21 protein-coding genes and 2 pseudogenes are annotated in these 17601 nt (G+C 33.6%); 18 read left to right on the top strand and 5 right to left on the bottom strand.

The genetic code is table 11. From position 1 onward, the window contains the following. Positions 1–25: 25 nt before the first annotated feature. The 3 genes and pseudogenes from O7776_RS10790 to O7776_RS10780 form a co-directional block, all read left to right on the top strand. Positions 26–505, top strand: a pseudogene (locus O7776_RS10790) (GyrI-like domain-containing protein); the annotation flags it as partial. A 289-nt stretch (positions 506–794) separates the two neighbouring features. Then, the gene (locus tag O7776_RS10785) at positions 795–1079 is read left to right on the top strand and encodes a hypothetical protein (protein ID WP_274307078.1); all 285 of its coding nucleotides are present in this window, start codon (positions 795–797) and stop codon (positions 1077–1079) included. Positions 1080–1627: 548 nt separating this feature from the next. Continuing rightward, a protein-coding gene (locus tag O7776_RS10780; RefSeq protein WP_420802113.1) for an IS3 family transposase occupies positions 1628–2769 on the top strand; the annotation gives its coding sequence in 2 pieces (ribosomal slippage) (positions 1628–1901 and positions 1901–2769; 1143 coding nt in all). Positions 2770–3152: 383 nt separating this feature from the next. Here the strand turns inward: O7776_RS10780 and O7776_RS10775 are convergent. Further along, entirely contained in the window at positions 3153–3953 is an 801-nt protein-coding gene (locus O7776_RS10775; protein ID WP_274310480.1) for a cupin domain-containing protein, read from the bottom strand. Positions 3954–4276: 323 nt separating this feature from the next. Between O7776_RS10775 and O7776_RS10770 the strand changes: the two genes are divergently transcribed. Further along, positions 4277–4666: a VOC family protein gene (locus O7776_RS10770; RefSeq protein ID WP_274307076.1), complete on the top strand. Its 390-nt coding sequence runs from the start codon at positions 4277–4279 to the stop codon at positions 4664–4666. 139 nt (positions 4667–4805) lie between these two features. Beyond that, the gene (locus O7776_RS10765; protein WP_274307075.1) at positions 4806–5237 is read left to right on the top strand and encodes a hypothetical protein; all 432 of its coding nucleotides are present in this window, start codon (positions 4806–4808) and stop codon (positions 5235–5237) included. A gap of 279 nt (positions 5238–5516) precedes the next feature. Here O7776_RS10765 and O7776_RS10760 read toward each other — a convergent pair whose 3' ends face one another. Then, positions 5517–6179 (bottom strand): Crp/Fnr family transcriptional regulator, encoded by a 663-nt coding sequence (locus O7776_RS10760; RefSeq protein WP_274307074.1) that lies wholly within the window; start codon positions 6177–6179, stop codon positions 5517–5519. Between the two features lie 84 nt (positions 6180–6263). On the opposite strand from O7776_RS10760, the gene O7776_RS10755 reads away from it, so the two are divergent. After that, positions 6264–6998: an HAD-IIB family hydrolase gene (locus O7776_RS10755; protein ID WP_274307073.1), complete on the top strand. Its 735-nt coding sequence runs from the start codon at positions 6264–6266 to the stop codon at positions 6996–6998. A gap of 179 nt (positions 6999–7177) precedes the next feature. Here O7776_RS10755 and O7776_RS10750 read toward each other — a convergent pair whose 3' ends face one another. Further along, entirely contained in the window at positions 7178–7594 is a 417-nt protein-coding gene (locus O7776_RS10750) for an Lrp/AsnC family transcriptional regulator (RefSeq protein WP_274307072.1), read from the bottom strand. Between the two features lie 137 nt (positions 7595–7731). Between O7776_RS10750 and O7776_RS10745 the strand changes: the two genes are divergently transcribed. The 12 genes and pseudogenes from O7776_RS10745 (at position 7732) to O7776_RS10690 (ending at position 15672) form a co-directional block, all read left to right on the top strand. Beyond that, positions 7732–8316, top strand: a complete 585-nt coding sequence (locus tag O7776_RS10745; RefSeq protein WP_274307071.1) for a DJ-1/PfpI family protein — start codon at positions 7732–7734, stop codon at positions 8314–8316. Positions 8317–8366: 50 nt separating this feature from the next. Continuing rightward, positions 8367–8501 (top strand): DUF2812 domain-containing protein, encoded by a 135-nt coding sequence (locus tag O7776_RS10740; protein ID WP_337999471.1) that lies wholly within the window; start codon positions 8367–8369, stop codon positions 8499–8501. Between the two features lie 27 nt (positions 8502–8528). Beyond that, positions 8529–8720, top strand: a complete 192-nt coding sequence (locus O7776_RS10735) for a DUF1272 domain-containing protein (RefSeq protein WP_274307069.1) — start codon at positions 8529–8531, stop codon at positions 8718–8720. Positions 8721–8824: 104 nt separating this feature from the next. Next, on the top strand, positions 8825–9289 hold the full coding sequence (locus tag O7776_RS10730) for a hypothetical protein (protein ID WP_274307068.1): 465 nt from the start codon (positions 8825–8827) through the stop codon (positions 9287–9289). A gap of 222 nt (positions 9290–9511) precedes the next feature. Continuing rightward, positions 9512–9964 (top strand): GNAT family N-acetyltransferase, encoded by a 453-nt coding sequence (locus O7776_RS10725; RefSeq protein ID WP_274307067.1) that lies wholly within the window; start codon positions 9512–9514, stop codon positions 9962–9964. A 326-nt stretch (positions 9965–10290) separates the two neighbouring features. Further along, positions 10291–10794, top strand: coding sequence for a GNAT family N-acetyltransferase (locus O7776_RS10720; protein ID WP_099424311.1), 504 nt, complete (start codon positions 10291–10293; stop codon positions 10792–10794). Positions 10795–11107: 313 nt separating this feature from the next. Then, positions 11108–11548 carry an NUDIX hydrolase gene (locus tag O7776_RS10715; RefSeq protein ID WP_274307066.1) on the top strand — a complete coding sequence of 147 codons (441 nt, stop codon included), beginning with the start codon at positions 11108–11110 and terminating at the stop codon, positions 11546–11548. A gap of 372 nt (positions 11549–11920) precedes the next feature. Then, on the top strand, positions 11921–12376 hold the full coding sequence (locus O7776_RS10710) for an NUDIX hydrolase (protein ID WP_274307065.1): 456 nt from the start codon (positions 11921–11923) through the stop codon (positions 12374–12376). 104 nt (positions 12377–12480) lie between these two features. Continuing rightward, positions 12481–12950 (top strand): annotated as a pseudogene (locus tag O7776_RS10705) (GNAT family N-acetyltransferase). A 121-nt stretch (positions 12951–13071) separates the two neighbouring features. Continuing rightward, a complete protein-coding gene (locus O7776_RS10700) occupies positions 13072–13455 on the top strand; it encodes a VOC family protein (RefSeq protein WP_274307064.1) in 384 nt (127 codons plus the stop codon). A gap of 350 nt (positions 13456–13805) precedes the next feature. Continuing rightward, positions 13806–14789, top strand: a complete 984-nt coding sequence (locus O7776_RS10695; RefSeq protein ID WP_274307063.1) for a hypothetical protein — start codon at positions 13806–13808, stop codon at positions 14787–14789. 274 nt (positions 14790–15063) lie between these two features. Further along, positions 15064–15672, top strand: coding sequence for a CPBP family intramembrane glutamic endopeptidase (locus O7776_RS10690; protein ID WP_274307062.1), 609 nt, complete (start codon positions 15064–15066; stop codon positions 15670–15672). A 359-nt stretch (positions 15673–16031) separates the two neighbouring features. Here the strand turns inward: O7776_RS10690 and O7776_RS10685 are convergent, their stop codons facing one another. Both O7776_RS10685 and O7776_RS10680 read right to left on the bottom strand, forming a co-directional pair. Beyond that, positions 16032–16706: a serine/threonine protein kinase gene (locus O7776_RS10685; RefSeq protein ID WP_274307061.1), complete on the bottom strand. Its 675-nt coding sequence runs from the start codon at positions 16704–16706 to the stop codon at positions 16032–16034. A 164-nt stretch (positions 16707–16870) separates the two neighbouring features. Beyond that, positions 16871–17425: a TVP38/TMEM64 family protein gene (locus O7776_RS10680; RefSeq protein WP_274307060.1), complete on the bottom strand. Its 555-nt coding sequence runs from the start codon at positions 17423–17425 to the stop codon at positions 16871–16873. Positions 17426–17601: the final 176 nt, after the last annotated feature.

Genomic DNA, 17601 nt, shown 5'->3' with positions numbered 1-17601 from the left:
TTTGTGCCTAAAATGTCTGACAAATAAAGGGGGTACCGAAATGGAGTATCGGATTGAGAATCTTAATTTTGATTTAAAAGTTATAGGAAAAGGTAAGGTAGTCAAAACAAGTAGAGCCTTTAAAACAATTCCTACACTTTGGAGTAGTGCAAAAAAAGATGGATTTATGCAACAATTGATTGATATGTCCTGGGAAGAACCAAAATGCACACTCGAAAGTCTTTTGGGGGTTTGTGGAAAAGAGGCAGCCATTAGGGATGAAGAATTTACATACTTTATGGGTGTCCGATATGATGGAGAGGTTCCAAGTGATATGGAAACGCTCTCTATTACCCACAGTACCTGGGCTGTTTTTCCGGGTATAGCGAATGCTTGGAAGCTATTATACACAGAATGGATTCCAAGTTCTGGATATAAACTTGCTGATATACCTTGTATCGAATGTTTTTATCCACCAAAGCATAAACCTAGAAACGAACTTTGGGTTCCTGTAATCCCTAAATAAATATTAATAATTAGGGAATCAAACGTACAAGAAGAGAACATCAAGCCAATTTGTCGGCTCTTTTTTCATTCAATTTTTACATTATTGTTTGTATAACTTAAATATGCAAGTAAGATTGTGAAATAATGTACTTAAACTAACGGAGGGCTTTAGTGAAAGAACGTTGAGTTGCTTACGCAGCTCTTTTTTCTTATTGAACTAACGGAGCAGGTTACTTCAAGAAGAGACAATGTGTTGTCATGTCATCCTATAGGGATATTAGACATACCTTTTTAACGGGAGGGATTATATGTTAAAAAGGATATTGATTGTTGTTGGAATACTCATAGTGGGTATAGCCACACTTATCTTGTTAAATAAACCTTTAGAAAGTGATAGTGCTGTTGCAAGTAAAGAGGAACAAAAACCTTCAATTACTAAAGAAGATAAACTAACTCATTCTATATTGAACTCGATAACGGAAAAAATTCTTGAGAAATATGAGGATTTAAAGTTTTCTGTAGGTTCGACCTCAGCGAAAGAATTGAAGGTACAAGTTTCGGAGAATGAGGAATATTTTAATTCAGTAAAATAAAATATTGAATCCATTGCAAAAAGTGAAATTAAATCTTCCATACTAAAGGACTATACAGTTATTGTAATGAGATTGGATTTATCTTTTATGACTGAAGAACAAAAAAAATTAATGACGATATTTTACTCTTAACAAAATCTTTAGATGAAGGTCTTAAAGCCGATTATGAGGTATATAAAAATATAACTACTAGATCTGAAAAATCCATTACTATTTATACATCAATTAAAGGTACAGGCAAAGATGCACAAAAGTTAGCAATGGAAATTGAAGAAACAATAAATAAAATCTTACAATCTAAAGAACTAAATTCAATATCTCAAATTAACTCTTATGAAATTAAAATATTGAATAATAAAAGTAAAGTAATAAATTAATCAACTAATAAAACTAAACAACTTTGGCACCTCTTTTTATTAAACTAACGGGGTGCTTTACTTGAAATCATTGAGCTAGGCACTGACCTAATAACATGAGACAAATAAAAACACCTTTCATTGAATAACGGGGACTTAAACCTGAAATAATCAATGTGGAGGTGTTTTTCTATGGGAACAAGAGTCAGTTATCCAGTAGAAGTGAAAATGAAGGCAATTGAAATGCGAATGGCTAACGTACCGGTAAAAGAAGTAATGGAAGAATTGGACATTCGAAACTATACGCAGTTGAAGCGATGGATGCATTGGTATCGAAATGGTGAAATGCACCGTCTTAAACAACCAGTTGGTAAACAATATGCCTTCGGCAAAGGACCGGAATTTGAAAGTGAGACAGCCAAGCTACAGGCAGAGAATCTAGAGTTGAAACAACAGATTGAAGTTTTAAAAAAGTACGCGGAATTGGAAGGGGAGTGGCGCCAAAAGTAGTACTTCAATTAGTTGAAGAATTAAAAGATGTTATGCCAATTGGTGAAATCTGTCGTCATTTAGGCGTAGGTCGCTCGTCATACTATCGTTGGAGAAAGGATGTGGATCAATCCACACAAAAGGAGATTCGAGATCAGCAGATTGGCGACTTGTGCAAACAGAATAAATTTCGATATGGTTATCGAAAGATTGCTAATCTGTACCCAGGAGTTTGTAGGAAGACTGTGCAGCGTGTTATGCAAAAATATGGTTGGCAATGTAAAGTAAAGGTGAAGAAACGGAAGCGTACCGGGCAGCCAGCATACGTCGCACCGAATTTATTAGCACGCGATTTTACAGCATCTAAGCCTATGGAGAAGCTAGTCACGGATATTACGTACTTGCCTTTTGGACAATCGATGATGTATCTTTCTAGTATTCTCGATGTCTACAATGGCGAAATTGTGGCACAAACTACTGGCATCAAACAAGACACTGATTTTGTGTTGGATACGCTCTATCAATTGCCTAAGCTACCAGAAGGATGCATTCTGCATAGTGACCAAGGCTCCGTTTATACATCCTATGCTTATCAAAAAGCAGCCAAAGAAAAAGGAATTACCATGAGCATGTCCCGCAAAGGCACGCCAGCTGATAATTCCCCAATCGAATCGTTTCATTCCACGCTAAAGTCTGAAACGTTCTATCTCGACGATATCCATCGCACAACGAACGCACGTGTGATACAGATTGTCGAAGAATACATTACTTATTATAACAATATCCGTATTCAAACGAAACTAAACAGCCAATCGCCGGTTCAATACCGTCAATTGGCTGCATAAAATGGTGTTTTATTCTTGTCTCAAAAAGGGTAGTCAGTCCCTACATAAGTAGCTCTTTTTTTCATATTGAACTAACGGGGCAGTTTAGTGCAACAAGGAGTACCTTCAAAATTATAGGGATTTACAACGCTAAGTTAAGAAATATGACCAAACGACGCTTTGGGGACGTTTTCTTCTTCAACCTTACAAGAATTAGAAAAATCAAATAATCAAAGTTCAGAAAGTCAATATGATCAATCAAAACAATTAGATTCAACACAAAGGCAGATTGATTATTTAATAAAAGAATTAAAACATATCAAAAAAATACTTAGTTAAGCTAGGTAACAACACCCCTATTCAATTGAATAGGGGTGTTGTGATTACTTATGAGCATGGTTTTTCTACATATTTTTGCTTTGCTGAAGAAGTTTCGATTCCCCTGTACGTTCCCATTTTTCTACTGTTTCATATGCTTGCTCAGGAGAATATCCCTTTCCAACAAGAACGCCCATTAGAATAAACTCTTGAAGAATGTGTGTCATATTAATTCCTCTCTTAATATCTTCCAAACCTTCTTTCACCAAAATATCCGTATGTTTTACCCACTCATCTGGAGTCTTTCCGAAAAATACTGTGTCCCCATTACCCAAATCTTCTTCCTTCACCATTGCATCTGCTTTCGTCTGATGAACCGTACCATATGGATGGTTTGGCGGAGCATATATGGAGTATAGTTTCAACGGGACATTCCCTATATTTTTAAGATTATGCCACGTTCCAGCGGGGACGAAAATAGCTGAGTCATCAAAGACTTGCCATTGGAAATTTAAATTATCTTTACTTTTACCCATTTGTGTAATCCCCTGTCCCTGTTCAACTCGTAAGAATTGGTCCACATTAGGGTGCATTTCCAAACCAATATCTTCTCCAGGATTTAGACTCATTAATGTGAGTTGCAAATGATTTCCTGTCCATAGTGCAGTGCGATACGTATTATTTTGTTTGGTAGCATCATTGATATTTATAACAAATGGATTTGCCCCAAAATCTTTTAGTACATTTCTGCAATCATAATAAAAAGCCCCATAAGAACCAAATGCCAACTCATTCGGAACAGCCCAATAACTAGTAGGATTTCTATGGGTATGGGTTGGTGAATTTGCATAATAAGGATATTGATACGTATAAGGCACATTGTACATTTTTTTCAATCCCTTCACGTTCATTTATTATTTATATATTATATTATGTACGGTAAAAGAAATGGGGTACTTATTGATAATGCTACAAGAATTATAAAGTATGCAAAATAAATCTAAATAACGTTCCCAAATAAAAGTTAGGTAACAAAACCTCGTTAGGGGAGCATTTCTTGTTCAACTAACGGGGGCTTTACTTGAAGATCATTGAGTTGCTTAGGCAGCTCTTTTTTTATTGAACTAAAGGAGCAGTTTAGTTCAATAAGAAGGATTGCTTCTTACCTTATAGAATACATACAATATGTACTATTTTAGGAGGTGAATAGATGATTTTTGAAATAACCAATCAAGTTCGTGTAACTGATTTTAAAGAAGGATATAAGTGGTATGAAGCACTATTAAGCAAAAAAGCTGATTTCATTCCACACGATGGATTTGCTGAATGGGAAATAATACCTGGTTGCTGGTTGCAAGTTGCTGAGGGAACACCATCAGAAGAAAGTGGACCTTTACGTTTAGGGGTAACAGATATAATAGCTGAAAGAGATAGACTAGTAAAAGAATTGGAAATTGACGAATTTGAGATTTACTCCCGTGAAGAAGTTTCTGCAAAATGGGGAACTTTCACTGACCCTTGGGGAAATCGACTTGGACTATTTGAGTATTTAGATAAGAAAGAGGAAAATGACCGTATAAAAACAATTTTGGGAGTTTAAATATTTTGCTTGTTATACTAACGGTGGCTTTATTTGAGGATCATTGAGTTGCATATGCAGCTCTTTTTTTCTTGTTGAACTAACGGGGCAGTTTAGTTGAATAAGAGATAATTATAAATATTATTGGGGGACTTATTACATGAGATATTTCCTAAAGTTAAATGTTGTTAGTATTCTGTACGCCCTTATGGTATTTGTTCCTCTTGAACTTATGTTAAATGTGTATAGAATTAGCAGACTAACAAATTGGAAAATTGGTACGGTAAATATTTTGACTGTCATAACGCTTATTTTTGAGGTTATAGGTGGTACAATATTAATCCTTTTCTTAACAAAAAAGTGGTTGGATGGGCGAAAGGCAAACTTTTGGACAGTCATCCTATGGATACCCTATTTTGTTCTTTTTATTTATGTAATGGCATCCTTATTTCCAATAACTAATGGTGGTGATACCCCCAATCCTGTTACTGGTCTTTTAGCAATAGGAGGATTGATAGTTTATCCATTTTATATACTAATTCTTAATTCTGTCTGTATAACAAGTGATGATAAAACAATTAGGTCTGTCTAAAATGGAAGATATCGTGAAGAGTTGTACTTTTTACTAACGGGTGCTTTAGTACAACAAGCTTCTAAAACTTTCCCAAACGACGTGTTAATTTGAAATAAAGTTACGATGCTTATAAAAAAGGTGCGACGTTTAAAATAAAGTCGCGATATTTGTAAAAAAGTCACGATGTTATCCCTTTGAATTTTATGATCCAAAGGGATATTTTTTATTTTAAATTTGCAACTGATTGGTTTGAATGTAAGCACTAGAATGTTTTATAAAATTTTTCACGGTTTGAAACTATTCAAAGCGCACATTTTCTGAAATTTCTTTAATCTTGTCCCAATCTAAAATTTGAATTTCTTTCTCTTCTCGTTTGATAATCCCTTTCTCTGTCCAGTCCTTTAGTATTCGATTTAGATGTCTTTTTGTAGTACCAATCAATGAGGCAATATCATCTAAAGAAATTGTTTTTATATATTGATTTACATGTGAAGGGTATTCAACCGTGCATAAATAAGCAGCTAAACGTACACTGACTGGTGAGAGTGCATTTACTCTTGATGAAATGGTGCAAGTTAGAAGCTTATAGGCTAGCTCTTTCAACAATAGTTGATTAAATTTACTATCAAATTTTAAATGTGCTTCGTACACTTCTAAAGGGATAAATAATATTTCACATTGCTCTGATGCAATACAGTTTGATACAACTAAGCAATCTGCAAAGATTTCGATATCGCCCATAATCGCTGGTTGTTGACAGTAGCGTAATAGTAACTCTTTGCCAGTCACTTCTAAGCTAGACACCATATACCTTCCTGAAAGTAAAAAATAGATGCCATCTATCTTGTCCCCTGCTTTTAAAATAAATTCATTAGGTTGAAAAGTACGTACAAAAAGGGACGATATTAGTTCTTTTGTAAAAGTGTAGTGATAAATAGATCGAAATAGATTTTGACTCATTTTTTCCTCCGAGACATCTGTCCTTTATTGTTCTTATTTATTTTAATATAGTTATAGTCAATTAATAAAGAGGGAGGGATTCAAATGAACTTTGTATTCGATTTAGATGGAACACTTTGTTTTGATGGCAAGAGTATTGATAGAGAAATTATTGAGGCACTTCAAGAATTAAAATTAGCAGGGCATCAAGTGATTTTTGCCTCAGCTAGGCCGATTCGTGATTTAGTACCTGTCATACCGAAAAGCTTTCATGAAGGTCTATTGGTTGGAGGAAACGGTACATTTACTTATGATCATGGGCAAATTCAAGTGATACATTTTGAACAACAACTTTTAGATAAACTTATCGGACTTATTCATCAACATCAATTAATATATTTAGCAGATGGTCAGTGGGATTACACCTTTACAGGTGATATTGCACATCCTATTTATCGAAATATCGATAAAACCAATTCAACGAACATTCCGTTGGAACAATTACTGCCAGTCTGCAAATTAGTTTTATTCCAACCAAATGAGGAAGTGTTAGAAGCGCTTCAAGAAATTCCAGTCACAGTCACACACTATAAAACTGAGCATGCCATCGACATTAGCCCTCTAGGTATTAATAAAGTTAGAGGACTTCATATGTTAAACATTAAACAGTTTATTGCTTTTGGGAACGATAGTAACGACCAATGCTTGTTTGAACATGCGGTACATAGCGTATGCGTCGGGAATAATGACGTGAACCGTTATGCGAAAGAAAACATCGAACGAGCAGATGTAGCAGGAAAAATTCGAGCATTAATGGGTAAGTATCGTGTAGGGGAATGATATTTAATTTTAAAGTTAGATAAAAATAGCTTGCTAATCATGTGGAGATTGCAAGCTGTTTTTATTTATCTATTAGTGTAATAAATGAGGTAAGAAAGTTTTATTCAACTAATGGGCAGAAAAATAAGGAACAATCATTCAAAAAAAGAGGCAACGTTTTAAGCCTGTTTTTCTTTTGGTTATAATATATTTTTTTCATAAGCAGATAACACAATATTAGTTGATGGAGTACCAAATGGCATAGCTTGATCAATAAAATTTTCTAATGTTTCGACTGAATTCGTCGCTACCTTAGCGATATAACTAATTTCTCCAGCTACTCGGTAGCATTTAATTACATCTGGATGTGTGTGACAAAATTGAGCGAGATTTTTACAATCCGTCGATTTAAATAAAATCAGTGCAACGATTGAACGATCAAGCTTATTTAAATTGATTTTAGTTTGATATCCTTCAATCACATGCTGTTCCTCTAACTTTTTCACTCTTTCTGCTACAGCTGGTGCCGATAAGTGGACATGTGAAGCAACATCCTTCATCGACATCTTTGCATTTTGCTGAAGCTTTTTTAATATTTCATAATCTATGTGGTCCATTGTATCACCTTTTTTTATTAATAATATAACGATTTTTCAATAAATACAAAGGTATATATATTAAATTTCCTTTTTTGCATTATGTATCTGAAAGCCATGTTTATTTACAATTTACTATAAAGGAGGATGGTTTCTTAATGACAAAAATTTTATTACTACTAGCAAATGGGTTTGAAGCTGTAGAAGCGAGTGTCTTTACAGATGTACTAGGTTGGAACAAGTGGGAGGGCGACGGTTCTACAGAGGTAATTACAGTGGGATTACATCCTCAACTACAATGTACATGGAACTTTCAAGTAGCACCTGAAAAGCAATTGGATGAGATCGTATTAGAAGAGTTTGATGCACTAGCGATTCCTGGAGGATTTGAAGAAGCTGGTTTTTATGAAGATGCATTTAGTGAGCCGTTTCAGAAAATTATTCAGCATTTCGATTTTCATAAAAAGCCGATTGCCTCGATTTGTGTGGCATCTTTAATGGTTGCACATAGCGGTGTGTTACAAGATCGAAAGGCGACCACTTATAATCACCCAACTAGCAAGCGATTAGAACAATTAAAACAATACGGAGTGCAAGTTGTGAATCAACGAATTGTCTGTGATAAAAATATTATTACGTCTTCTAATCCTGGTACAGCTTTTGAAGTTGCATTTATGTTACTTGAAATGTTAACGTCAAAGGAAAATACAGAGCAAATTAAAGAATTAATGGGATTCTATTAATTTAATAAATAAGTTCTTACATACTTATAAAAAAGAATCCTTTTTAGAAGATTACACCAGAACAGATTGAGATGTATGCGGATAGTGGATGGGATTATGTTACAGGCTATCAATATTTTCAAGTGTATTCATCACCTGTCGAACGTGATGCACCAGAGCTACATACAGACCCTGTACCCTGTTAAATAAATAAGAAAGGAGCATCTAATAATATGGCATTAGAAATGAGAAATAACTGTGAGAGTTGTAACTCTTCTATTGAGGAGAATTCTCTCGCGTATATATGCGTTCATGAATGTACATTTTGCTCTCCATGCACAGAAGAAATGAATAGTATCTGTCCTAATTGTGGAGGAGAACTTGTAAGAAGACCTAAGAAACCACAAAAGGTTTGTACACTCTAAAATTATTGAACAGGGATTTGGATTTACCCTGTTTTTTTATTCTCATAAATTGTCTCAATACATGAAAAAATTTCAAAAAAGGATTTAGAAACTAAAAGAAACTAATGGCACAAAAACGTTATCTTAGGACACGTAAACCGTATGAATTTAATCCTATAATTTCAGCAGAGGAATTAAGAGAAGTAGTAAATTCCTTAAAAGTCACAAACGGTAACGAAGAAGAAATAGCTAAAATAATAGATGTAACTAACTGTTCAAGAAAAGAAATATATGGACTACGTCAATACTTATTCGAAAGTGGTAAAATTACGGAAAATGAATATCACAAATTAGACGCCATGATTTCTGCACGTGATTTTGATGCTGGTATTTTTGATGGCAGTATTCAAAAAGGTACTTTAGATTTTTGTCATCCAACGTCAAACGGAAATAGAAATTGGCTTGCCTGTTTTAAAGACCAATTAAAATTAGAGAGGGTATCTAATTATGGTGTTCTCAATACAAGTAGTAGAGTAGTAAATATAATACAAAATATTAGGAATAAATTTTCAAATCAATTCACCCAATAAATATTATTGAACTTCCTGCACCTTTACTTTAATACGTTTGAAAGGAGTTGCAGTAGGGTCATACTATGAATTGATTTTTGAAAGACCTATAAAACAGTAAATAGAACAGAAACCATTAGTTAAGAAAGTTTGTGAAGATTTTCACTTAAACTACCGGGGGCTTTAGTGAAACAAGAAATGGTAAAATGAAGGGAAATACAAATTTTAATCGAGGTGAACAATATGGAAATTAGGAAACTAAATATAGGTGAAAAACCTCCAATGAATTTGTTGTTATTAGCTGACCCTTCTCAAAGAATTGTTGAGGAATATGTAAAAAGGGGAGAATGCTTTTTAGCTGAAAGTGATAAGCAAATAATTGGAGTTTATGTATTACTTTCCACAAGACCTGATACTGTGGAGTTGGTGAACATTGCAGTTGTAGAAGACCAGCATAGTAGAGGCATAGGGAAACAGTTAGTGATAGATGCAATTCAAACAGCCAAGTTAAGAGGGTACAAAACAATTGAAATCGGCACTGGAAATTCAAGCATAGGACAACTAGCTCTATATCAAAAATGTGGTTTTAGAATTATTGGTGTGGATATAGACTTTTTCATTAGGCACTATCCAGAAGAAATTTTCGAAAATGGTATACAGTGTAGAGATATGGTTCGATTATCCCAAGATTTATAAGTTTAAAAAGAAAAGCCTATTTCACTAACGGGGGCTTTAGCAGAACAAGGCTGCCTTTAGGGTGGCTTTTTCTTTTTAAACTAACGGGGCAGTTTAGTTGAACAAGAAAACAGTTAGCAGAGAATCATTTTTCGGTTACTGGAAAAGTTTACAATATATTTATGGAATGATAAACTTTATTAACCATTTAATATTGGATTGCATAGTATTATGCCTCCTTTATTTTGGATTTAATGTAATGGGAGTAGCTGCCAATAACATATACCTATTTTTAAATTTGTTTTTGTCTATAAAATGACGTACAAAATTATGATAGGAGTGTAATGATGATTGAGCTAGACACAGAAAGATTAAGATTAATTCCACTGAGTGCAGAAAATCTAAGATTGCTAATAGATAACCCAAAGAAAATGGAACAAAGGTTATCTTTAATTGACTCAGATAGATTTCTTAGTCCAGAACTTAAACAAGCTATGGAAGTAAGACTTTCAAAATTGTTAGGCGATGAGGAAAATTATATTTGGTATACAAATTGGTTAATCGTGTCGAAAGATAAAAACTGTAGTGTTGGTGGAATAATGTTAAAAGGGCTTCCAAATGAAAATGGTGAAGTAGTAATAGGTTACTATACGCTCCCTGAATATCAAGGAAACGGCTATATGACGGAAACTATTAATAATTTGAAAAGCTGGTTGTTAAATCAGTCCGATGTTATGTACGTTATTGCTGATACTGATAAAGATAATATTCCATCGCACAGAGTCTTAGAAAAATCAGGGGCGGAAATGTATAAAGAAACAGAAGAACTATACTTTTGGAGATTTGTCTAAAAAGGTTACTTGAAGTATTTAAAAAAGAGACATCGTTTTATAATGATGTCTCTTTTTTTAGGATTAGTACAATGTTAATCAATAGAGTGGCAAATCCTTCTTCAACTAACGGGGGCTTTACTTGAAGTTCATTGAGTTGCATTTGCAGCTCTTTTTTTTATTGAACTAACGGGGCAGTTTAGTGCAACAAGGAGTACCTTTAAAATTATGGGGATTTACAACTCTAAGTTAAGAAATGTAACCAAACGGCGCTTTGGTAACATAAATAACTTATGCTAAACTTTAGTAAATTTTTTTAGAAAGAAGGAACATAATGAATTATATTAAATCTTTACGACAACACATTGGTACAAGACCGATAATTGCACCAGGGTCTGCAATTATTGTTTTGAATGAAAAGAATGAAATATTATTACAATTACGTTCAGATACAAATGATTGGGGGCTTCCTGGTGGCGGTATGGAAATTGGAGAAAGTTTTGAAGAAACCGCTCAAAAAGAATTATTTGAAGAAACAGGATTAATCGCTCAAGAATTGATATTAGTTGGATTAGCTTCTGGGAAAGAATTATATTATAAGTTCCCTCATGGGGATGAAATTTACAATGCAACTGCGATTTATAAAACTTCAAGTGTAACTGGTACTATAAAGAAAAATGAAGAAAGCATGGCTTTAAAATATTTCTCTTTAGACAAACTTCCTAATCTAAATTATACAACTTTAAAGTTACTTGAAAAGGTTGGCTACATTTAAAGTGATTAATCTGAAACAGTTATTTCTTTAATTTAATGGCCTGCTATAATAATTAGTCATATCAGTATCTTTATGAAACTTAGAAATTAATCTATAGAATGAACTGTTTTAATATAAATATTAGTACATACTAATTACTAAATAACGTTCCCAGATGAAAGTTTTGGGGACCCAGAAAAACGATCTTCCACAATCGGGCGCAATTCTGTAGCAAGATTTGTACTTTTTCTTCATGAAAGGGCCAGATTGTTGAATAAGAAAATAAATAAGTTGGATATTTATGTTAAAATTTAGGTGAGGTTCTGAAAAATGTACTTAAGCCTAACGAGCAGGTTAGTTAAATAATTTAAATTTAGAAAGGGGTAATAAAAAATGTTGAAAGCGATATCTGCCCTGCCAGAAGATAAAAGAATTGCAGGGGTGCATTGCGTCCCAATTATGGAAGATGGCTCTATAGTTATGGCTTGGGACAAAGATGAGCGATTATTGACTACTATTGGCGGAAGGTTAGAGGGTGAGGAGAGTATTGAAGAAGCGTTAGAACGTGAGTTAATAGAGGAAGTAGGTATGACCATTAGTTCTGAGAAAATACTGTTTGCCTCTTGGTACTGGGAATCTACTGATAGTTATACAATATGGTTCTTAGTAAAAGCTGAAAAATTTTTGCCTTATACTTTTGATTTTGAGAAATCTGGCTATGTAATCTTTAATTTTGAAACTGCCAAACAAATTATTACAAAGCTGGAACCAAACAATAAAAAAAGAATCGATATCCTCAATTTAGCCTACGACAAAGCTCAACAATTCTATTTGCAAAATTCTCGTTAAGATAGAACATCTTTATTGAGCTAAAGGGGCGTTCAAGAAGGAACGCTTTTTTACTAAAGGTGTAGCTGAGATACTAATTTTGATAATGAAGGGAAAAACCGTGCATGATTGAGCTTAGAAAAATTACGTTGGAAAACCGCCGCACCATATTTAATTTGGAAGTTTCAGAAGAACAACGCCGCTTCGTTGCGTCCAATCTGTCAAGCGTGGCTTCGTGTTATGTCCTTGCAACCAATGGGGGACATCCATTTCCATTTGCGCGGATGAGCAGCCGGTCGGTTTTGTTATGCTGACTTATGGAAATACCGGATACGAACTCCCATCAATCGTAGATGACAGTTATTGCATATTGCGACTAATGATTGACAAGCAATACCAGAATCTGGGCTACGGTCGGGAAGCCATGAAAAAAATCTTGGAATTTATACGTACCTTTCCAGCAGGGCCAGCACGGTACTGCTGGATCCCATATGGAGCCGATAACTTCGCAGCCCAAAAGCTTTATGAAAGCTTTGGCTTCCGTAACAACGGCGAAATCTGCAACAACGAGCTAATTACCGTATTACAACTCTGATTTCTGCCACACCAAGAAGGGGGGACCGTTAATTTTTTCGAATTCTGTGGTTGAAGAAGGAGTGTTCAAAGGCAGTATTGAAATAAAAAGCGAACCCAAAGTTTTAAGGAGAGAAAGCAATATGAAGAATCTATTATTAGAGTCACACTGTATATTTCCAACATCAGACATAGTTGAAACTGCTAATTTTTATGAACAGAAAATGGGATTTAAGGCTGTACAGTATTTGGATGCAAATGAACCTCATATTTGTTTGTATCGTGATACAACAGAAATTATCTTAACTAAAACTAACGGTCAAAATGTAATTCCGAAAAGGGAACTATATGGATACGGGTACGATGCCTACTTTATAACAAAAAATCAAGAGGAACTTCAAGATGAGTTAATCAATTCAAATGTGAAAATCATCCGTACTTTAGATAATACTGATTACAATAATAAAGAATTTGTAATTGAAGATATAGATGGAAGATGGATAGCATTTGGCATTAAAAGTTTGTGAATAAATGTACTTAAAGCGGGGGCTTTAGTAGAATAAGGAGCAATAAAATAATCAAACTTTTTTATAAAAAAACTTTCTAAAAATATCAGAAAGCTATCGTTTTGATTAATCTTTATTTAAAACGATAGCTTTTTGTATGCCATGAAATTAAGTTTTAATCGTATTTTTCAATCAAACATTAGTATACTGTCTGCTTTAGCTAAAGGGCCATTTTACTGAACAACTTTTTTTATGAATGGTTACCAAACGACAATATGGGGACTTTAAGTAGGATGGCACATTGAATATTGGACTTCTGATTGATTTGTTATGAGTTTCCTTATGTAATAATGGGCTGAGGAGGGATTAAAGTGATTAACGAACTTTTAATTGATGAAATACAAGATGCTCAAAAACATATGAATTTTGTAATATTAATGCCTACATTACCTGAATCATACACCCTTAAAAATATTACGATAAAAAAGGAAACAAATGAGCAACGTTCTTCAATTCGTTTTGAAATACATAGTAAAGGAAAAACCCTTCGCATCAAACAATTTTTTTATGATTGGGCGATACCTGTAATTACATCGGATACAAATTTAATACATCAAGGAAAGTCTTTTGAAATAGAAGGTATAGTTGGCTTTATTGGTATAGATTACAAAGGGAATCAAGCTGCATGTTTTTGTAGATGGTTCACTAATATTGAACTCTCTGTTATAGAGGGGACTTTTGATGAAAAAGAGATTTTAATGGTATTAGAAAATTTAAAAGCAGTTGATGAAGATTCTATTCGCACAATAGGTGAACAGTCTTTTACTACTTATAGTTACACCGCCCGTTTTAACAAATCTAAATGGGGTTCCTATGACGAAGTTTCTCGGGTATCTTGGTACGAGTCTAACAAAAGAATAAGTATCGAAGAAAACATGGGAATTAAGTTACCTAATAATCATAATGAGTTTTTTTTAGATTCAATTGGTTATAAAGAATATGCTTCTGGTACAGAGTGTCATTTTTTATATCGTTCTAAAAAAGATTTTACAAACGGATTTTGGCTGTGGATCGCTCCTAGAGAATTATCAGATCCTCTACCTTCATTAACAGGTCACAATATCGGAACTAGACAGAGTTGGAATATCAAAAAAGTGAGTGGATCTATTTTACAAATCCCTGTTAACGAAATTATTTTGTGTCGACAAAATACCAAATATAAAAGCTGGATGATACATTGGGAGGAAGCGAACTATATTTATCATTTTTATTCTAGAGCTAGTACCAAAAACAATATTCGGGAATTCCACTTGTTTTTTGCAAAGTTGTATTCTCAGAAATTTGAACGTTCCTAAAGGAAAAATATTCTAAATATTTTCATTCAAACAACATTCCCATATCTCGCTTTGGGAAAAATTTTTATTCAACTTCCATAAAAGGAACCATCCAAACTTTCATTTTCTGAGGTGTAGCAATGTTGTATTGTTAAATGGATGGGTAATGGTGGATTTTGTCAATTAAAAATAATTTATTTACAAAAATATGAAACTTAAAATTATTCCAAACGTATTAAAGTAATAAGTTTATTGAAGTTGTGAATGTAGATTAGATTATAAAGGTGGATGAGAAATGATAATTAATTTGTTAATTAGTGCAATTTTTCAAGTATTGCTTTTTTCGATAATTCCATTCGTTTGGTGGCTGGTTACTGCTAGAAAAGAAACTAGATTCTTAACTTGGTTAGGACTAAAAAAAATAAAAATCAGAAACAATCAAACTTATATGGCTTCATTTTTATTCGTTATTATTATTTTAGTGATACCCACTTATATATCAGTTATTTTTTTTATGGATGAGTCGGCAATGGCAACCTCACAGTTTTCAGGTAAAGGGCTTACAGCATTTATTCCAGCTCTAATCTATGCCTTTTTGCAAACTGGACTATCAGAAGAAATATTTTTCCGTGGTTTTCTAACTAAAAGATTAATATATAAATTCGGTTTTCGACTCGGTAATTCTATACAAGGTTTTCTATTTGGATTAATGCATGGTGCAATTTTTATGATGCTACTTAATCCAATACAACTAATAATTATTATACTAATTACTGGAGTCGGAGGATATTTGCTTGGCTGGATAAATGAGAAACAATCAAACGGGTCAATTATTTCAAGCTGGCTAATACATGGGATTGTTAATACTATCTCTTCAACATGGGCTTTATTTAATTTGATATAATGATACTTTTAAGAAGGACAATTCAACTAACAGGTGCTTTAGTGAAACAAGGATTTATAACGTATACATAAATAAACCTAAAAACGTTCCCAAATGAAAGTTTTGGAATACAGAACAAGCTATGAAAGGCTGTGAAACCAACGTTTCGTGGCTTTTCCTTTGAATATTGTTAATACAGCTTTTAATGCAAAGGTATATTAACATAGCTACAATAAGACTTTTCAAGATTTTGCAGAAAACATTGCAGGTACAATTAAAGGTTTGATCAGGCATAAATAGGCAAGAAATACGCATATATCAACGTTCTATGCCATATTTTATGAGTATTGGCTATACAACAAAAATCCTCGTTCGTTCAATTATTTTTTATACAGAAGCTTTAAAATAGTTTTTGTAAAATCTTCATATGAAAAAGAATTTCCTCTTCGCTGATTATACCATTTTTGAATTGTTGCCACTATCCAGAATGGTACAGAATTTCCATCTATTAAATGATAGTATTGTTCATATCCTTTTTTTAAATGTTCCCATCGAAAATCATTACCCGGGACTGTGTACTCAGAGACATCAATTATTTTTGCTTTTCCATTTTGAAGTATAATGTTTTTTAAATGAATATCTCGTGGGTTAAGACCTTTACTCCGAATATACGCTCTTGCCTCCTCCACTTCATTTACCACCTGCTTTGGAATGTGTATGCCTTGTAGAACACAGTCATAGAGGGTTTTTCCTTCTTCGTAACTTAATACAAGATATTCGTCGTATGAAGCAAAACATGTTGGAAAGATAGAGGAATCACCTAATTGTTTATAAACAATTGCTTCATTTTTTACCTTGTCTAATTTGTCCTGGGCATATACTTTAAATGCATAAGCGGGGGCAGTAAGTGATTGAAAAACGGCTGCATCTGTCCCTACACCTATACATTTCAAATTAGCAGCGTCCCCACTTATCGTTACAGGAGCGTTATTTGGGTTTGAGAAAACTTTTATATTTGAAAGAGAGCCTATGTCTTTTTCCCATTCATTATTCATATCATCTATCCTTTCATAATTGAAATTGTGTGATAGGGTGGTTTTTATTGTTGTATGAACATTGACTAGGCAAAATAGGCTCGAAACAAAGGGGGCTTTATGTTATTTTTCCCCATTGACTAATAACGTTTTACATAGCTATAACAACACTTGTAAAGTTATAATTATCGGCTCCATTTTTGTTTTAATTTTTTCCCGAGTAAAAATAAAGCGAATAAGTACAGGACAATAATCAACACTGTATCCCAGTTACCTTCTGCCATTTGATGACCGACAAGTGAAAAAGCTAAGATGGTCGGTAGCTTTCCGAGAAAGGTTGCTGTAATAAAGGCAACGAAACCAACATTCGAAATACCAGCAATTAAATTAATACCTGCAGAGGGCAAAATCGGAATAATTCGGCCAAGTAACACCGCTAAGAAGCCATTTGTTTCGATTAACTCAAAGTATTTCGTCAAATATTGTCGCTTAGTTAAATATTTCAGTGCCACACTTCGTAGCAATCTTTTACTTAGTAAATATAACAGGAGCGATCCGGTTGTTGTACCAAGCATATTAATGAGCAATCCTGGTAAGAAATCATGATTACTGGCAATAAAGGCAGCTAGTACAGGAATGGGTGCAAATGGAACCATAGAAACCAATACCATTATTAAAAATTGATAAAGCCATGCAAAGGTTTTTTCATTTTGTACGAAGTCTAAAAATAGATGTTCCATATTTTATCCTTTAAATTCTTGTAGTTAATAGTAAATTCATTTAGTTATTGAAAAAAATAAAACTTAGCTTGTAAGCATTTATTCATACATAAAGCTTTTTTAATCGACCTTAATGAGACGCATAATTTAATAAAAAAGATGCATGCACCGCCAATAAATATACCTATTTGAGGTGT

The sequence above is a fragment of the Solibacillus daqui genome (genome assembly GCF_028747805.1).
Classification (GTDB): Bacteria; Bacillota; Bacilli; order Bacillales_A; family Planococcaceae; genus Solibacillus; species Solibacillus daqui.
The sequence above is the reverse complement of the archived record's forward strand: the minus strand, read 5'-3'. Positions and strand labels throughout refer to the sequence as shown.

Excerpts from the sequence above, each read along its gene's own strand:
- O7776_RS10700 (WP_274307064.1), top strand. The coding sequence starts at position 13,072 with ATGAAGAATCTATTATTAGAGTCACACTGTATATTTCCAACATCAGAC.
- O7776_RS10735 (WP_274307069.1), top strand. The coding sequence starts at position 8,529 with ATGGCATTAGAAATGAGAAATAACTGTGAGAGTTGTAACTCTTCTATT.
- O7776_RS10690 (WP_274307062.1), top strand. The coding sequence starts at position 15,064 with ATGATAATTAATTTGTTAATTAGTGCAATTTTTCAAGTATTGCTTTTT.
- O7776_RS10775 (WP_274310480.1), bottom strand. The coding sequence starts at position 3,953 with ATGTACAATGTGCCTTATACGTATCAATATCCTTATTATGCAAATTCA.
- O7776_RS10785 (WP_274307078.1), top strand. The coding sequence starts at position 795 with ATGTTAAAAAGGATATTGATTGTTGTTGGAATACTCATAGTGGGTATA.
- O7776_RS10685 (WP_274307061.1), bottom strand. The coding sequence starts at position 16,706 with ATGAATAATGAATGGGAAAAAGACATAGGCTCTCTTTCAAATATAAAA.
- O7776_RS10770 (WP_274307076.1), top strand. The coding sequence starts at position 4,277 with ATGATTTTTGAAATAACCAATCAAGTTCGTGTAACTGATTTTAAAGAA.
- O7776_RS10750 (WP_274307072.1), bottom strand. The coding sequence starts at position 7,594 with ATGGACCACATAGATTATGAAATATTAAAAAAGCTTCAGCAAAATGCA.
- O7776_RS10680 (WP_274307060.1), bottom strand. The coding sequence starts at position 17,425 with ATGGAACATCTATTTTTAGACTTCGTACAAAATGAAAAAACCTTTGCA.
- O7776_RS10710 (WP_274307065.1), top strand. The coding sequence starts at position 11,921 with ATGTTGAAAGCGATATCTGCCCTGCCAGAAGATAAAAGAATTGCAGGG.
- O7776_RS10755 (WP_274307073.1), top strand. The coding sequence starts at position 6,264 with ATGAACTTTGTATTCGATTTAGATGGAACACTTTGTTTTGATGGCAAG.
- O7776_RS10720 (WP_099424311.1), top strand. The coding sequence starts at position 10,291 with ATGATTGAGCTAGACACAGAAAGATTAAGATTAATTCCACTGAGTGCA.
- O7776_RS10730 (WP_274307068.1), top strand. The coding sequence starts at position 8,825 with ATGGCACAAAAACGTTATCTTAGGACACGTAAACCGTATGAATTTAAT.
- O7776_RS10725 (WP_274307067.1), top strand. The coding sequence starts at position 9,512 with ATGGAAATTAGGAAACTAAATATAGGTGAAAAACCTCCAATGAATTTG.
- O7776_RS10760 (WP_274307074.1), bottom strand. The coding sequence starts at position 6,179 with ATGAGTCAAAATCTATTTCGATCTATTTATCACTACACTTTTACAAAA.
- O7776_RS10745 (WP_274307071.1), top strand. The coding sequence starts at position 7,732 with ATGACAAAAATTTTATTACTACTAGCAAATGGGTTTGAAGCTGTAGAA.
- O7776_RS10765 (WP_274307075.1), top strand. The coding sequence starts at position 4,806 with ATGAGATATTTCCTAAAGTTAAATGTTGTTAGTATTCTGTACGCCCTT.
- O7776_RS10715 (WP_274307066.1), top strand. The coding sequence starts at position 11,108 with ATGAATTATATTAAATCTTTACGACAACACATTGGTACAAGACCGATA.